Here is a 16,112-nt window from a genome sequence, read left to right as displayed (position 1 = left end):
AAATTTGGTGCCCGTCCCTCGACCACGGCGGGTCAGATGCAATATCTAGGTTAAAAAGAACATTCGTTATGCGACTTTTGGTATAGTATATAGTATACCTATTCGTTATCATCACCATGTACATCGCCATTCAGCACCGAGGCGGTATCCCCTACGCCCGCCTGATGGAGTCCGTCAGGCAGGGCGACACCGTCACGAAAGTCGACCGGGGCAACCTCGGCCGCGTCCTTGATGCTGAACGCGGCATCTACAAGTTCAGGGCGCGCGGCATCTTCACCTACGACCCTGTCACCGACACCTACGGAGAGCCCTGACGTCAGGCGGAAGAACGCAAAGGAGAACACCTCGGAGACCCAGTTCATCGACTACGGCAATGCCTTCCTCATCGACGCGCTCCTCGACAGGTTCGACCTCCTCCGCCCGCTGAACGCCCTCAACACCGACGACCGGGACTACCTCTCCGCCCTCTTGCTCTTCTCCATCCTTGAAGACAAAAGCCGGAGCGTGGCGGATGTGTGGTGGCAAGGCAGCTTCGCCCGGATCCTCTACCCAAAGGCAAAGCTTGATCCCGAGCACATCGCCTATCTCCTCGAGAGAATCGGCAGCGTGTTTTCGGTGCGCTCCTTCTTCATGTACTGGCTTGACTCCCTCTCCGGCAGTCAGAAGCGCAGGATCCCCGTGGTCATCGTCGAGCGCACCGGCTTGCTGAAGAACGGCCCCGGAGAACTCAGCCTCATCAGAACTGACCGCGACGAGATCTGCAATCAGGTTCGCATCGTCTACGCAGTGCGGGAGGACTCACGTCTCCCCGTCCTGCTGCGCGTCGAGCCTGACAACTCCTACGCCAAGTCACTGGTCACCGAGGCAATCTCGGAACTTGAGTCCTGCGGCATGAAGCCGGAGTACGTCCATCTTGATGACCGGAGCCTCACCGACTCGGTGCTCAGTGAGCTCCTTCTCGGAGAAGTCCCCTTCGTCACGCTCTGCCCGAAGGAACTCAATGCTTGGGAGACCGCCGTCACCGCCGTCGGCGATCCCTCGGACACCGGCAGCGTCGCCGTGAACGAGGACGGCGGCCTCTTCCGCCACCGTATTGACTTTGTCGCAAAGGCGGACATTAACCACAAGGGCCTTTCCCTTCATGCCTACGTCCGCCGGGACTCTGTTCGACAGGACCATGAGCGCCTGCAGATCCTCGACACCCACAAGGGCAAACGGAGCGATGCGAAGAAAGTCACCGAGGAACTGAGAAGGGCCGGTCTCGAGGTCTGGCTCTCCTCGGTGGACCTGGATCCCAAGGATCTGATCCACCGGTGCACCGCGACTGAGGAGGTCGACCAACTGTTCGGTCTCTGCCGGGACTGGGAATCGCTCGCGCCCGTCGAGTACGAGTCGGAGAACGCAGCCCGCGGCCGGCTGCTCCTCAGGTTCATCGGCGAGGTCATCCGGAACCGGGTTGAGGCTGAAGTAAAAACCATCGAAACCGACCTCACCTTCAGAGGCATCCTCTTCAAAGCCCGCAACCAGAAGGCGGAGCTCTGCGGCTCCGTATGCACGCCCTGCGAGCCCTCGAAGGAACTGAAGGCCATCTACCGCCGTCTCAAGGTGAAGCCGAAGAGTGAGTATCCCCTGCCCCCGAAGCGCACCCGCAGTTGACCGCTCTCACCATCCCTGAGGCACGATCCCCCGCCACAAGCCCGTCACGTACGTCACCTGCCGGCGGGAGCATCACCGCCCATCACCGCCCGGACACTCGCCGCAGCACACCCGAGTTCACCACTCCGCGCAGGAACTGTCTCTCGACTGTCTCTCCGAAGCCTCAGAGCGCACTAGAGGAATCCCTACCCCAACATGTGTTTCCTGAGCATTCTTACCTACCCGACCCCGGATTTCGTCATGTTCCGGCGATGCGCTTGCATGACGGCCCCTTCCGAAACGCCTCTCCTCGTGTAGAGTGACCCTCACTGAATTTCGTTTCAGCTTCCACTTCATTCCACCGTCACTTCAGGCAAAGCAATGAACTCCGTCGTCCGTGCAGGCTCGTTTTATTACGCGTTTTGGCGTTATTCGTTTACGTCAAAGCGTTGAGCTGCATCTGACTTCAAGCTGAAAGTTAGGAACCTGCGGTCTCAAACGCCGCAGGTTTTTTAATGCCCTTCGACAGGGGCCCTCCAGAGGGCGACAACCCCGAACGAAGCCAGGCCAAAAAGAATCTCCAGCGGCGCGAAAAGACCGGAACACCACTACCCAACCGGAACCCCTTTTCAAACCCCTTCCCTGCAGCGGCACCAACCATCAGTACCCAGGCCGCGAACGGGAACCACAGAAAAATCGCTGGAGAGCAAAATGATTCTGATCCTCAAGGCCGACACGACCAAGTCCGACATCGCCGACCTCAAGAACCGTCTCGAGGCCCGCGGCCTCCGCCCCGTCATCATGGAGGGCGCTGAAAAGGTCGCCGTCGGCATCATCGGCGAGACGCGCAGCCACCTGCCCGCCGACCAGATCCAGGCCCTGCCGTACGTCGAGACCATCCGCCGCGTCTCCGACCCCTACAAGCTCGCCAACCGCGTCTTCCATCCCGAGGACACCGTCGTTGACGCCGGCGGCGCGCTCACGGGCGGCGGCAACTTCTCGCTGATGGCCGGTCCCTGCTCGATCGAGTCCCGCGAGCAGATCGTCGAGGTCGCCAAGGCCGTCAAAGCCGCCGGTGCCACGATGCTCCGCGGCGGTGCGTTCAAGCCCCGCACGTCCCCGTACGACTTCCAGGGCCTGCGCGGCGAAGGCCTGAAGCTCATGCTTGAGGCGAAGCGCGAGACGGGTCTTCCGATCGTCACCGAGATCATGAGCATTGATCACCTGCCGCTCTTCGAGGATGTCGACATGATCCAGGTCGGTGCGCGCAGCATGCAGAACTTCGAGATGCTGAAGGAACTCGGCAAGACGAAGAAGCCGATTCTCCTCAAGCGCGGCCTCTCCGCCACGATCAAGGAACTCCTCATGGCCGCCGAATACATCATGGCGAGCGGCAATGACCAGATCGTTCTCTGCGAGCGCGGCATCCGCACGTACGAGACGGCCACCCGCAACACGCTCGACCTTTCCGCGATCGCGGTCCTCCACGAGCGCACCCATCTGCCGGTCGTCATCGACCCGAGCCACGCCACCGGCGTCGCCCGCTACGTTCCGTCGATGGCCGCCGCCGCCGCTGCCGCGGGCTGCGACGGTCTGATGATCGAGGTTCACAACAACCCGGCCGCCGCCCTCTGCGACGGTCCGCAGTCGATCACCCCCGACGAGTTCGTCAAGGTCGTCCGCACCGTCAAGGCCGTCCGCGCCGCCGTCTCGAGCGCGAACGCCATCCAGGCCAAGCCCATCTCGGTCGAGCAGGTGATCCGCGCCTGCGCGTCCTAACTCAATAGGCACTACCCAGCAGCTTTCCCTTCAAAGAAGAATCTCCAGCAGTCATGACCGAGCACATCATTGAAGTGGCCGCCGGCGGCGGCTACCGCGTGGAAATCTCCCCGGGTCTCCTCTCGGACCGCCCCCGACTCACAGGCCGCCTCACTGAGGTGCTCGGAATTGACCCTGATTCCGACCGCCGCCGCGCCGCGGTCATCACGGACTCGAACGTGGGCCCGCTCTACGCCGAGGCCGTAACGGCCGCTCTGGGAAAGGCCTGCGCGGGAGTCATCACGATCCCCGCCGGGGAACCGAGCAAGACACCCGCGGAGCTCGTCCGCGCGCTTGAGGAACTCGCAGCAATGAGGCTCACCCGCAAGGACGTCGTGATCGCCCTGGGAGGGGGCGTGATCGGCGACCTTGCGGGCCTTGCCGCTGCGCTCTACATGCGCGGCATCCGGTGCCTGCAGATCCCGACGAGCCTCCTCGCGATGGTTGATTCCAGCGTGGGCGGCAAGACGGCGGTCGACCTCAAGGCCGGAAAGAACCTGATGGGCGTCTTCGCCCAGCCCGTGGGCGTTCTGATCGACCCCGAGGCGATGAAGACCCTGCCGGTCCGCGAGATCTCCTGCGGCTGGGGCGAGATCATTAAGTACGGCGGTCTCTCGACCGACGTGCTCGAGATCGTCACGCACGAGCTCGCCCAAAACCGCGAGGCTGTCAGGAAGGACGAGCCGGTCACGGTTCCCTATCCCAGCGTCGAGCTCATCGCCGCCTCGATTGAAGTCAAGCGCCGTATTGTTGAAGAGGACGAGAAGGAATCGGGTTCCCGTCGTCTCCTCAACCTCGGCCACACGGTCGGTCACGCGGTCGAGACCGCTTCCGACTACCGGCTCTCGCACGGAGCCTCCGTCGCGATCGGCATGCACATTCTTTTGAAGTCCCTCGTCAAGCACGGACGGATTCCGCAGGCCATGCTCGCCGAGCTTGAGGAGAACCTCCTCGCCGCTGGCCTTCCGGTCACCGTTCCTGACGACCTTCTCGCCGACCCGAAGCTCGACTTCTCGCCCGAAGCGCTCCTTGACATCGCCCGTCACGACAAGAAATCCGGCAGCAACGGCGTCGCCCTGGTGCTCCAGCGTGCCCCGGGACTCTCCGAAGTCGAGACGGTCACCTGGGACGAACTCCTCGGGATGATCCGCGAGGGCCTCTGAAGCCTCTGAAAAGCAAACTTCCCGGGGTCCCTGAACTGAAGGGCAGTCCCCCAAGCGGTTATCCTTCTCCACTCCCGGGCCCAAGCATCCCGAAAACGTTCCCGACCACGCCGAACTCGAAAGAACCTCAAGAAATGGACGCCCTTGTCACCCCGCAGCCCCTCACGGGCGAAATCCCCGCCATCGCCTCCAAGTCCTATGCGCACCGGCTGCTGATTGCCGCGGCCCTGGGCGGGAAGCCCTCGACCGTGCGCTTCGCCGCCGCGAGCGAGGACATTGACGCGACCTGCCGGGTGCTCACGGCGATGGGAGCGAAGGTGACCCGTCTTCCGGGCGAAGGTGCGACGGTCGTTCCGATGCCGTCGAACGCCGCTGACCGCCCGCTTCTGCCCACGCTTGACTGCGGCGAGTCCGGCACGACGCTCCGCTACATTCTCCCCGTCGTCGCGGCCCTCGGCCGCGGTGCAGTCTTCCTCGGCCACGGGCGTCTGCCCTCCCGTCCGCTCGAGCCCCTCTCGGGGGAACTCAAGCGCCACGGCATCGTGCTCGAGGGCGAGGGCTCCATGCCCCTCACCTTGAAGGGTGCATTGAAGCCCGGTGCCTACTCGCTCCCGGGCAGCGTCTCCTCGCAGTTCATCGGCGGGCTTCTCTTCGCGCTTTCTCTACTTCCCGGTGTGAGCACACTTGCCGTCACCGAGAAGTTCGAGAGCGCCGCCTACGTGCGCATGACGCTTGAGGTCCTTGAGAACTCGGGCGTCGAGATCTCGGAAGCCGCCGGTCCCGAGGGTCTCCCCGTATGGACCGTCACCGGCCGCGGCACGCTCGCCGCTCCCGAGGATGCAACGGTAGAAGGCGACTGGTCGAACGCCGCCTTCTGGCTCGCCGCCGGCGCGATCGCCGGCTCCGAAAACCCGGAAGGCATCCGCATGACGGGCCTCAACGCGAAGTCGCTCCAGGGTGACCGCGGCGTGCTTGAGATCCTCGAGCGCTTCGGCGCACGCATTGAGGTGACCGACGACGCGATCCTCGCCGCCCCGGGCCCGAATGGTCTCAAGGGCTTCACAATCAACGCCGCCCAGATCCCCGACCTCGTGCCGATCCTCGCCGTCGTCGCCGCGGCGTCCGAGGGCGTCACCCGCTTCACGCACGCCGAGCGTCTGCGCATCAAAGAGAGCGACCGGCTCAAGACCACTTCCGCACTGCTCGCCGCACTCGGCGTCCCGTACGTGGAACTCCGCGACGAACTCGTCGTCCATGGCGTGGGTTCCACGAAGAATTTCCGTGGAAGCCGCGTCTCCGGCTTCGGCGACCACCGCATCGTGATGGCCGCGGCCGTCGCCGCCGCATTCGGCTCCGAGCCCCTTCTGATAGAAGGCGCCCAGGCCTCCGCCAAGTCCTACCCGAAGTTCTTCGAGGACTTCCGTCAACTCGGGGGCAGCGCGAAGGAAGTCTGAACCCCTATCCCAAACCTTCAAACTTCCAGGCTTTCCGGCTTTTCACCCCTGAGCCTCCGGCCCGCGGCAGCGGGCCGCAGTGCCCCGGGAAGAGTGAAGCGAATCCGAGGCTCCCCGACCTCCGGCAGGCGAAGTCCCGGATCCCCTCAAGGGCTTTGAGAGCCTCCAGAACACAAAGCTCCCGAGAGAGCCCTTGAAGAGCCCCGCAGAAGAACACAGCACCAAGACACTAGGCAAGAAGAGAAATGAACACGACTTTCGGCGAAAACCTCCGCACCACCGTCTTCGGGCAGTCCCATGCCGAGGCGATCGGCTGCACGATCGAGGGGCTTCCCGCAGGCGAGGCGATTGACCTCGCCGAGCTCGCGGCCTTCACGGCCCGCCGCGCTCCGGGCGGCCGGCTTGCCACCCAGCGTAAGGAACCCGACATTCCCGAGGTGCTCTGCGGCCTCTTGGACGGCGTCACCTGCGGGGCACCGCTCACCGCCATCATCCGCAACACCAACCAGCGCTCCCAGGACTACCGCGCCATCGCGGACCTGCCCCGCCCCTCCCACGCCGACCTCCCTGCGCAGGTCCGCTATCAGGGGCATCAGGACGTCCGCGGAGGCGGAGCCTTCTCGGGCCGTCTCACGGCCCCCATTACCATCGCGGGCGGCATCGCGCTCCAGATCCTCGCGCGCCGCGGCATCCGCATCGCCGCGCACCTGCTCTCCGTGGGTGACGCGGAGGACCGTCCTCTCAATCCCATGGGCGAGGACGAGGAAGCCTTGAAGAGCCGCCTCACCCGCGAGCTCCCCGTCCTCACGGACGAGGCTGACAAGGCCATGGGCGAGACGATCGCCGCCGCCCGCAAGGCCGGCGACAGCGTGGGAGCGGTCGTTGAGTGCATCATCGAAGGCATGCCCGCGGGCCTCGGCGGCCCCCTCTTCGAAGGCTTCGACGGCAAGCTCGCCTTCGGTCTCATGGGCATCCCCGGCGTCAAGGGCGTTGAGTTCGGCACGGGCTTCGCCTGTGCCCGCATGAAGGGTTCGGAGAACAACGATCCCTGGCGCGTCTCCGATCTGCCGCCCGGCGCAGCCCCCGTCACCAACCGCGCCGGCGGCATCGCGGGCGGTATCACCACGGCCGCCCCCGTCATCTTCCGCATCGCGATGAAGCCCACGCCGTCGATCGCGCTCGCGCAGGAGACGATCTCGCTCGAGCGCGGCGAGAACGCCGAGCTCGGCGTGCGCGGCCGTCACGACCCGTGCATCGCCGTGCGTGCGGTTCCGGTCGCCGAGGCGGTCGCCGCGCTTGCCGCGCTCGACCTCCTCCTCGACTCGCCCGCCGTGCTCCCCAATGAACTGCCCCGTGCCTGGGCCTCGTGCGCCCTGGAGAAGAATGCAAAATGACTGACAGCCGTCCTGATTCCGGGAACACCGTGATCAATGTGAACACCACGGGCACGCTCGGAGACCTCCGCGGGCAGATCGATGCGATCGACACCGAACTCTCCCGCCTCATCACCGAACGCCTCGCCGTCGCCGACGAGATCGGCGCAAGGAAGCGCCGCCTCGGTCTCACCGTCCACGCGCTTCACCGCGAGGCCGAGCTTCTCGCAAAGCTCGCCGCGGCCGCCCCCGAATCCTCCCGCGAGGTGCTCCTCGCCACCTACGAGGTCATGATCGCCGGCTCCCGTCGCCGCCAGATGGCTCCGCTCATGACCGCCGAGAACGCCCCGAAGGCGAAGCTCCTCGAAGCGCGCATGAGCTTCGCCCCCGGCACCGACACGAACTCCGCCGCCGGCAAGCTCCTCTCCGCCTGCGGAGCGGCGGGCATCGTCCCGCAGTCGTTCGAATGCACCGAGTCCGCGGTCTCGATCGTCTTCAAGAACGACGGCAGTCTCTCCGCACAGCTTCTCGCCGCCGACCTCGAGGGCCTCGGCTGCACGGTCTCGCCCTGGGATCCGAAGACGAAGCCCCTTCCCCGCCGTCCCGGCGCAGGACTCCTCTGCGGACTCCTCGGCCGCACGCTCTCACATACGCTCTCGCCCGCGATTCACGCGCACCTCGCCGCCTACGCCTACAAGTGCTTCGAGGTCGAGCCCGAGCGTCTCGACCAGTTCTTCTCCGAAATCCCCTTTGACGGCGTCAACGTCACCATCCCCTACAAGGAGGCGGTGATCCCCTACTGCGCACGCCTTACGGACCGCGCGAAGCGCGTGGGAGCCGTGAATACGCTCGTGCGTGAGTCGGACGGTACCGTCACCGGCGACAACACCGACTACGCGGGCTTCTCCGCGATGGTCGAGGCCTCCGGCATCGACGTGAAGGGCCTGAAGGCCCTCGTCCTGGGATCCGGCGGCGCAGCCAAGTGCGTGCGCACCGTGCTCGAGGACATGGGTGCGGTTCCCGTGATCGTCTCCCGCTCGGGTCCCGTCACCTACGAGAACCTGAACGAACAGTCCGACGCGGCGATCCTCGTCAACTGCACGCCGGTCGGCATGTATCCGCGCTGCGGCGTCTCGCCCGTGCCGAACCTCGCCGACCCGAAGGTGCTCCCGAATCTGAAGCTCGTCCTCGACCTCATCTACAACCCGTCGGTCACGCAGCTCATGATGGATGCACGTGCCCGCGGCATCCCCGCGATGAATGGTCTCCTGATGCTCGTCGTGCAGGCCGTGGTTGCGTCGGAGAAGTTCCTCAAGGGCACCACCCCGGCCGTCGACATCGACTCGCTCTTCCATACGCTCGAGCGTGAGGCGGAGAACATCATCTTGATCGGCATGCCCGGCAGCGGCAAGTCCACCGTGGGCCGCGCGATCGCCGAGAAGCTCGGCCGCCAGTTCGTCGACCTCGACGACTCGATCGAAGTGGCCGCAGGCCGCGCGATCCCCGAGATCTTCCGCTCCGACGGCGAGAAGGCTTTCCGCGACCTGGAGTCGAAGATCACGCACATCGAGGGTGCCCGCCGCGGCCTTGTAATCGCCACGGGCGGCGGCACGCTGCTCCGTCCGGAGAACAGGGCAGCGCTCAAGCAGAACGGCCGTCTTGCGCTCATCACCCGGCCGCTCGATGACCTCCCCGTCTCGGGCCGCCCGGTCTCGCAGTCGCGGTCGCTCGCCTCCATCTGGGAGGAAAGGAAGGCGATCTACATCGGCAACGCCGACGTGGCCGTGGAGAACGCCGGCACTCCCGAGGACGTGGCCGACAGGATCCTTGAGGCCTTCGGGTACACGAAGGGCAACTGAGGCTTCAGGTCTGAGGCGAACCAGCAGTCAGCAAAGGCGACCGAATCAACCCGGCCGCCTTTGTTGTCCTGAGATTCTGAAGTCCCGCGGGGGAAGTTCCTCTGAAGCTCCTCCGGAGCCTCGTGAACATATCTTCAGATCGACTGCACCCGCTCGGCCTCGCGCCGCTCCATGATGCGGGCGTAATTCCTGCAGTGCTCGATCCAGGCCTCGATGTCGTTGGAGAAGTACTTGTCGCGCTCGTGGCAGAAGGTGAGCTGACGGAAGAAGCGCTCGGGGATCTCGACCTGGGAGACGAAGCGGCCGTAGTAGGGGTCGTTGAGCACCCTGCGGGACATGTAGGTGAGGCCGAGCCCGAGCAGCACCGTCCTCAGGATCGCGTCGAAGCTGTTGAGCTCCGCCATCACCTCCACGCGCGAGAGACGCTGCCTGAGCTGCGTCTCGAAGAAGTCACGCGTCGAGCTCCCCTTCTCGCGCAGGATCCAGGAAACGCCCTCGAGTTCCTCAAAGCTCACCGGGCGGCCTGTGAGCGGATGGTCCTTCGGGGCAACCACGACCATCTCGTCGGCCATCCAGGGCGTGGTGATGAGATCGGTGTCGGTCACGGGTCCTTCAATGAGCGCAATATCGAGTTCGAACCGCTGGATCTTCTCGGCGATGATGCGGGTGTTCGCGATCTCCGCGGCCGGCATCCAGCCCTTCTCGTCACGGAACCCGCGCAGCAGATCGGCGATCATGAACGTGCCGATCGTGCGGGTGCAGCCCACGCGGAACTGGCAGTAGCGACGGCTCTGACGGAAGAGATCCGTGATGTCGTCGGCCCGGTGAACCATCTCGTCGGCCTGGGGCATCATGCGGCGGCCCTCGGGGGTGAGGAAGATGCGGCCGCGGTTGCGGTCGAAGAGCTGCACGCCGAGACGGCCCTCAAGCTCTGAGAGCGCCTGCGAGACCGCGCTCTTGCTCATCGAGAGCTGCTCGGCCGCAGCGCCGATGTTCTCGGCCTTGGCAATGGCGAGGAAAACCTGCAGTTGTCGAAGGGTGATGGGTACCACGTGCTCGTCCCTCTTGTCGTTTTCTGTTTGGTCCGGCTCCCTCCGAGGGAAGCCGCCGGCGGATGTCGCGACCGTAAATGAAAATATTAGCAGCACGGAATTGGTGCGCGCGACGCATCCCATCCGTTCCGTTGTCCCGAACAATCTTAACAAACTTGTTCGATCTAACTGCACAGGAGCAAGCCTTTCTGCTACACTGCCGCGCCCGCGCGATGAGGACCATCTCATCCGTGCGACACATTCATCCAGACAAGCCATCTCACCCGCACTCATCCGCAAATGCTCAAGGCTCTTCCCGCCCGCTTCCGCGGTCTTCCCACGCCCATGGCCGGTCTTGCACTCGGCATCGCGAGCCTCGGCTGGGGTCTCGAGAACGCGCTCCCGCTCCACGGCTGGGGACAGATCACCGGCGCAGCGATCGCCTCGGTCCTGCTCTGCCTCCTCATCGTGCGCTTCGCGCTCAACTTCGGCACCCTCTGGGCGGATCTCAAACATCCCGTGGTCGGCAGCATCGTCCCGACCTTCGCGATGGCGATGATGGTGATCTCGCGTGCGCTCCTTGAGCGCTTCCCCACCTTCGCGGTCGATCTCTGGTGCTTCGCCGTCGTCTTCCACCTCCTCGCGCTCGCGGCCTTCATCTGGTTCCGCATGAAGGAGACGGTGCTCCCGAACATGGTTCCCTCGTGGTTCGTGCCGCCCGTGGGCATCATCGTCGCCGACGTGAGCTTCCCCGGTGTGCCCGAGCTCCTTCCCGTCGCGCAGGTGCTCCTCGTCGTGGGCATCGCCGCCTACGCGGTGCTGCTTCCTGTGATGCTCTACCGCCTCTTCTTCCTGCCGCAGGTCGCGAACGCCGCCAAGCCCACGATGGCGATCATGGCCGCCCCGGCCTCGCTCTCGCTCGCGGGCTACCTCTCGGTCTCCAACGACCCGCACCTCCTTCTCGTCGCACTCCTCTTCGGCATCGCGATCCTGATGACGGTTGCGATCTACTTCGCCTTCTGGCATCTGCTGAGACTCCAGTTCTCGCCCGGCTACGCGGCCTTCACCTTCCCGATGGCGATCGGTGCGACGGCTCTCTACAAGCTCGCGAACCTCGTCGCCACCTATCCCGGCACCGAGCAGTACGTCTCGCAGCTCCGCATCCTCGCCCACTTTGAGATCGCCGTCGCGACCGTCGTCATCGCCTATGTCTTCATCCTCTACATGAAGAACCTCAAGGCCTTCTTCGGCTTCAAATGATCATCTGAACCTTTTACCCGGCCGCCCTCGCCTCCCCATCCCCGAGCACCCCGGAGCGGGATTTCCTCCCGTCCCGGGAAACGGGGAGATGAGAGCGGCGGGGTTCCTCGGCCCCAGGAGGAACCCCGCACACTTGACTCCGATCAAGTCCGAAGGGGCGCCTTCCCTATCCCGGAAGGCCTGCGGATCTGTCATAGTGTTTCGGTAACTTTTTTGATACCCCATCACTTCGACTTTCCTCTTCATGCACTCCGAATTCACGCTCAAGGAAACCTGGCGCTGGCTGTGGCGAAACGTCCGCTGCAGCCGCTTCGGCCGTGGCCTGCGTGAATCCGAGCCGGGAACCCCGGCCGTGTGAACGAGTCCCGGAAACGAAGTGAAGCGATGCTCCTCGCATAAATAAGGAGCGCCCGCAGCGGACCTCAGGCTTAAGACCTCAGGTCCGTTTTTGTTTGTCCCGAATTTCCGTCTTCAATCCTCCCGCGGTCCGGCCTTCACAGGAAGGGCCGCCAGACAAAGAACAGATTCCAGCCATTCCCCGGAAAAGGATCCATCCCATGCTTTCCTACGAAAAGTTTGCCGAGCTCGCCCAGAAGGGAAACCTGATCCCCGTCACCGAGACGCTGATCGCCGACCTTGAGACCCCGGTCTCCGTGCTCGCCCGTCTGCGTCACGACGAGAACGTTTTCCTGCTCGAGTCCGTCGAGGCGGGTGAACGCTTCGGCCGCTACTCCTTCATCGGTCTCAACGCGAGCGCCGTCTTCACCGTCGAGAACGGCCGCGCCTTCGTGACGACCCAGGAAGGCCGCCGCGAGCTCGCCGCCCCCGAGGGTCCCTTCATGGCCCTTCGCCAGCTCGTCAAGGGCTACCGCCCGGCCGCTCCCGAGGGCATGCCCTCCTTCTTCGGCGGCGCAGTGGGCTCGATCGGCTACGAAACGGTCGGCGAGTTCGAGCGTCTCCCCGAGCCCAAGCCCGGCTTGAAGGGCCCGACGACCGCGATGATGATCATCGACGACATGGTGATCTTCGACAACATCCGCCACACCGTCATCCTCTCGGCGGCCGTGAAGACCGAGGAATTCGAGGATCTCAAGAGCGCCTACGAGGACGGCGTCCGCCGCGTGAAGGCGATCCGCGCGCGTCTCGCAGAGCCCGCGAACCTCCCGCCCGCCGCCCCGGCCCCGATCCCCGAGCTCACCGGCAACTGCACGCTCGAGAGCTACAGCGAGATGGTCGAGAAGGCCCGTCAGCACATCCGCGACGGAGACATCATCCAGGTCGTGCTCTCGCAGAAGTTCTCGGGCGAGACGGACATCGAGCCGATCACGCTCTACCGTGCGCTCCGTCTGATCAACCCCTCGCCCTACACGTTCTTCATGAAGATGGGCGAGTTGATCCTCGTGAGTTCCTCTCCCGAGACCCTCTGCCGCGTCGAGGGGAACGGCCGCGCGCTGCTCCGCCCCATCGCCGGCACCCGCCGCCGCGGCGCTACGCCGGAGAAGGACGAGGCGAACGCCAAGGATCTGATCAGCGACGTGAAGGAACGCGCCGAGCACCTGATGCTCGTCGACCTCGCCCGCAATGACTTGGGCCGCATCGCCGCCCCCGGCACCGTCAAGCCCTCCTCCTTCATGACGATCGAGCGCTACTCGCACGTGATGCACATCGTCTCGACCGTCGAGGGCGATCTCGCCCCGGGCAAGGACGCTTTCGACCTCGTGAAGTCCGCCTTCCCCGCCGGCACCCTCTCCGGAGCGCCGAAGATCAGCGCGATGAAGATCATCAATGCGCTCGAGCCCACGCCGCGCGGCATGTACGGCGGCGCAGCCGGCTACTTCAGCTACGACGGAGCGATGGACCTCGCGATCACGATCCGCACGATCATCCTCCAGGGCCGTCACATGGAGATCCAGTCGGGCGCTGGCATCGTCTACGACTCCGTGCCCGCCTTTGAATACCAGGAAACGAAGAGCAAGGCCGCCGCCATGATGAAGGCGATCGAGCTCGCCGCGAGCGGGCTCGCGCTCTGATCACAGGACAAGACAGCGGAGAAAGAACAAATGAAACTCTTCATGCTCGACAACTACGACTCCTTCACCTACAACCTCGTGCAGTACTTCCAGATGCTCGGCTGCGAGGTGCTCGTGGAGCGCAATGACGAGACCACGCCGGAGAAAGCCCTCGCCCTCACCCCGGATGCGGTGATCCTCTCGCCCGGCCCCGGCCGCCCCGCCGACGCAGGCATCCTCCCCGACATGATCCGCGCGTGCGCAGCGGCCAAGATGCCCACGCTCGGCGTCTGCCTCGGTCACCAGGGCATCGGCGAGGTGTTCGGTGCGAAGGTCATTCACGCCGCCCGCGTGATGCACGGCAAGGCTTCCCCGATCCGCCATGATGGCAAGGGGCTCTTCCGCGACCTCCCGCAGGGCCTCTCCGTCATCCGCTACCACTCGCTCGCGCTCGAGAAGGCCTCCATACCCGAGTGCCTGGAGGTGACGGCCTACGCCGACGACGGCGAGATCATGGGCGTGCGTCACCGCACGCTCCCGATCGAGGGCATCCAGTACCACCCCGAGTCCATCCTCACCGCGCACGGCATGGACCAGCTGAAGAACTTCCTCACGATCGCGCAGGAAGCAAGATCAAACTGAGCAAGTTCTTAGGAATATTATAAAAATAAACCCGCGAGCGGAGTAATCCGTCGCGGGTATTTATTTTATTAAATTTAATATTGGCTCTGTTGGCGCAAGTTGATGACAAATCCGACAGTTTGGAGTTATCCTAGCCCCTGACAAGGTAGGACAACCCTATGACGGATGAGTACGACAGGATCAAGAGAGCCCTCCTAAAGCTGACTCCGACAGAACAGGCTCGCATGCTGAGTGAACTCACAGATGTCGTCAGGGATACCGCCCCCACTGCGGCGGTTCCGAGTGATGCGCTGGACAAACAGCGCTTCAAGGACGGCGTGTTCTGCCCGCACTGCGGCTCCCAGAAGGTTGTTAAGAACGGACGACAGCCTGACGGGACGCAGCGCTATCGCTGCCAAGCCTGTCGAAAGACCTTCAACGCCGCGACACGCACCGTAATGAAGGGGCACCATGTGCGGAACCGGGAGAAGCTCAGGAAGTACGTGCACTGCATGATGCTCAAGCTTCCCCTGAGGAAGGCAGCCGATGAGTGTGAGATCGATCTCAAGACCTCCTTCCTCTGGCGGCATATGATCCTTGACGCCCTTGCGCTCACGCTTCAGAACTCCGTGCTGAACGGAATTGTGGAGTTCGACGAAACCTTCTTCAGACTGTCGTTCAAAGGGCATAAAAGGATGGATTCCGTTGTGGAAAACGGCATCCCCCTGCCAGCGCACAAGCGCGGCGCTGACTTCAGTCGTGCCGGTCTTGGTCGAAACCAGGTCTGTGTGCCCGTGGCCGTGAGCCAGAGCGGTGGATTTTTCGGCCAGGTCAGCAATCTGGGGAAGCCGACAAGCACAGACCTTCAGAACGTGCTTACCGGTCACTGTCAGGCCGGCGCTGTCCTTTGCGGTGATTCCGGCCGCGCGATCAAGCGGGTTGCAGCGAAGGAGAATCTCAACCTCGTTCAGATCCCCAGGGGAAGGCATACCAAGGGCGTCTACGGCATTCAGAAAGTCAACTCGTTCCACGGATCGCTGAAGGAACTCGTCGATCATCGGTTCAGGGGCGTCGCCACGAAGTACCTCAACAACTACGTGGTCTGGAACGGGTTCCTCACGGCCTGCAAGGGCAACGAGGACGAACTGGAGGAGCTGCTGCTCGACATCGCGGAGAACGGCGTGTGCCCCTCGACGAGGCGGAGCGTCCAGAAACGTGACAGCGTCCCTGTCCTCTCAGACAAGCAGCGTGACTTGATGAAGATCCTTTTGGTCAGGCTTGCGCGTGCTGAATATGAGGATCGGAAAGAGGCCCTGGAGCGCTACAGGACGGGGAAAGACCATGACGGAGATGTCTCATATGACGGACAAGATGAAGACCTGCCGTTCTAGCGCTCCCTTCGATTGGAAGAGGCTATGACTACGATAGTTTCAAACTGTCGGATTTTTCATCAACATGCGCCAACAGAGCCTTAATATTAAGAACCCATCTTGCCCATATCTTTCATTATCTGAATTACCGTTTGAATTGGTGTATAAGGAACATCCTCAGGTCGACTGTGATGCCCGAAAACAGCTCTTGACACGGTAATCAATATTGCAGTCGGCAATACAGCAAGAACAAGAACAATAACAATAGTTAGCGTTTGAGATTGGAATAACCAATAAAATCTATATGGCGTCAACCCTATCCAAAAGATAGTCACAAACAAAATGATATATTGAAAAAATGCCAGGAAAATTAAGGCTTTAGCCAACTTAGGCCTGAAGTCTCGTAAAGTTTTAGCATCCTCAATGCAATCTTGAATGTGGCAAATCAATGCCGCCGGTAACCCTCACGGCGAACGCAAAACAGAAGTACTCAGAAGACCTTTCTAGCCTCGTTTGATA

General features: G+C 63.2%; 12 protein-coding genes. 11 read left to right on the top strand and 1 reads right to left on the bottom strand.

What is annotated here, in order from left to right:
- Positions 1–116: 116 nt before the first annotated feature.
- The 7 genes from Q4F91_RS09425 to Q4F91_RS09395 all read left to right on the top strand — a co-directional run bounded on the left by Q4F91_RS09425 (position 117) and on the right by Q4F91_RS09395 (position 9,302).
- Positions 117–314, top strand: a complete 198-nt coding sequence (locus tag Q4F91_RS09425) for a hypothetical protein (RefSeq protein WP_303337082.1) — start codon at positions 117–119, stop codon at positions 312–314.
- Between the two features lie 199 nt (positions 315–513).
- A complete protein-coding gene (locus Q4F91_RS09420; protein WP_303337080.1) occupies positions 514–1,656 on the top strand; it encodes a hypothetical protein in 1,143 nt (380 codons plus the stop codon).
- Positions 1,657–2,346: 690 nt separating this feature from the next.
- Positions 2,347–3,414, top strand: coding sequence for a 3-deoxy-7-phosphoheptulonate synthase (gene aroF, locus Q4F91_RS09415; RefSeq protein ID WP_303337078.1), 1,068 nt, complete (start codon positions 2,347–2,349; stop codon positions 3,412–3,414).
- Positions 3,415–3,467: 53 nt separating this feature from the next.
- Positions 3,468–4,616 carry a 3-dehydroquinate synthase family protein gene (locus tag Q4F91_RS09410; protein WP_303337076.1) on the top strand — a complete coding sequence of 383 codons (1,149 nt, stop codon included), beginning with the start codon at positions 3,468–3,470 and terminating at the stop codon, positions 4,614–4,616.
- Between the two features lie 134 nt (positions 4,617–4,750).
- On the top strand, positions 4,751–6,070 hold the full coding sequence (gene aroA / locus Q4F91_RS09405; protein WP_303337074.1) for a 3-phosphoshikimate 1-carboxyvinyltransferase: 1,320 nt from the start codon (positions 4,751–4,753) through the stop codon (positions 6,068–6,070).
- Positions 6,071–6,315: 245 nt separating this feature from the next.
- Positions 6,316–7,464, top strand: coding sequence for a chorismate synthase (aroC, locus tag Q4F91_RS09400; RefSeq protein ID WP_303337072.1), 1,149 nt, complete (start codon positions 6,316–6,318; stop codon positions 7,462–7,464).
- Positions 7,461–9,302: a shikimate kinase gene (locus Q4F91_RS09395; protein WP_303337070.1), complete on the top strand. Its 1,842-nt coding sequence runs from the start codon at positions 7,461–7,463 to the stop codon at positions 9,300–9,302. Before aroC ends, Q4F91_RS09395 begins: the two co-directional genes overlap by 4 nt.
- A gap of 134 nt (positions 9,303–9,436) precedes the next feature.
- On the opposite strand, the gene Q4F91_RS09390 is transcribed toward Q4F91_RS09395, so the two are convergent.
- Positions 9,437–10,354 carry a LysR substrate-binding domain-containing protein gene (locus Q4F91_RS09390; RefSeq protein ID WP_303337068.1) on the bottom strand — a complete coding sequence of 306 codons (918 nt, stop codon included), beginning with the start codon at positions 10,352–10,354 and terminating at the stop codon, positions 9,437–9,439.
- Positions 10,355–10,633: 279 nt separating this feature from the next.
- Here Q4F91_RS09390 and Q4F91_RS09385 point away from each other — a divergent pair, with 279 nt between their 5' ends.
- The 4 genes from Q4F91_RS09385 (at position 10,634) to Q4F91_RS09370 (ending at position 15,614) form a co-directional block, all read left to right on the top strand.
- A complete protein-coding gene (locus Q4F91_RS09385; protein WP_303337066.1) occupies positions 10,634–11,593 on the top strand; it encodes a TDT family transporter in 960 nt (319 codons plus the stop codon).
- A gap of 557 nt (positions 11,594–12,150) precedes the next feature.
- Positions 12,151–13,623, top strand: coding sequence for an anthranilate synthase component I family protein (locus Q4F91_RS09380; protein WP_303337064.1), 1,473 nt, complete (start codon positions 12,151–12,153; stop codon positions 13,621–13,623).
- 30 nt (positions 13,624–13,653) lie between these two features.
- Positions 13,654–14,244, top strand: coding sequence for an aminodeoxychorismate/anthranilate synthase component II (locus tag Q4F91_RS09375; RefSeq protein ID WP_303337063.1), 591 nt, complete (start codon positions 13,654–13,656; stop codon positions 14,242–14,244).
- Positions 14,245–14,402: 158 nt separating this feature from the next.
- Positions 14,403–15,614: an IS1595 family transposase gene (locus tag Q4F91_RS09370; protein ID WP_303337061.1), complete on the top strand. Its 1,212-nt coding sequence runs from the start codon at positions 14,403–14,405 to the stop codon at positions 15,612–15,614.
- Positions 15,615–16,112: the final 498 nt, after the last annotated feature.

Origin of the sequence: Sutterella sp. (genome assembly GCF_030539355.1) — a bacterium.
Lineage (GTDB): Bacteria > Pseudomonadota > Gammaproteobacteria > Burkholderiales > Burkholderiaceae_F > Sutterella.
Note: the sequence above shows the minus strand (reverse complement) of the source record. Positions and strands in the feature narration are given on the sequence as shown.

Excerpts from the sequence above, each read along its gene's own strand:
- Q4F91_RS09425 (WP_303337082.1), top strand. The coding sequence starts at position 117 with ATGTACATCGCCATTCAGCACCGAGGCGGTATCCCCTACGCCCGCCTG.
- aroF (WP_303337078.1), top strand. The coding sequence starts at position 2,347 with ATGATTCTGATCCTCAAGGCCGACACGACCAAGTCCGACATCGCCGAC.
- Q4F91_RS09375 (WP_303337063.1), top strand. The coding sequence starts at position 13,654 with ATGAAACTCTTCATGCTCGACAACTACGACTCCTTCACCTACAACCTC.
- Q4F91_RS09410 (WP_303337076.1), top strand. The coding sequence starts at position 3,468 with ATGACCGAGCACATCATTGAAGTGGCCGCCGGCGGCGGCTACCGCGTG.
- aroA (WP_303337074.1), top strand. The coding sequence starts at position 4,751 with ATGGACGCCCTTGTCACCCCGCAGCCCCTCACGGGCGAAATCCCCGCC.
- aroC (WP_303337072.1), top strand. The coding sequence starts at position 6,316 with ATGAACACGACTTTCGGCGAAAACCTCCGCACCACCGTCTTCGGGCAG.
- Q4F91_RS09370 (WP_303337061.1), top strand. The coding sequence starts at position 14,403 with ATGACGGATGAGTACGACAGGATCAAGAGAGCCCTCCTAAAGCTGACT.
- Q4F91_RS09385 (WP_303337066.1), top strand. The coding sequence starts at position 10,634 with ATGCTCAAGGCTCTTCCCGCCCGCTTCCGCGGTCTTCCCACGCCCATG.
- Q4F91_RS09380 (WP_303337064.1), top strand. The coding sequence starts at position 12,151 with ATGCTTTCCTACGAAAAGTTTGCCGAGCTCGCCCAGAAGGGAAACCTG.
- Q4F91_RS09395 (WP_303337070.1), top strand. The coding sequence starts at position 7,461 with ATGACTGACAGCCGTCCTGATTCCGGGAACACCGTGATCAATGTGAAC.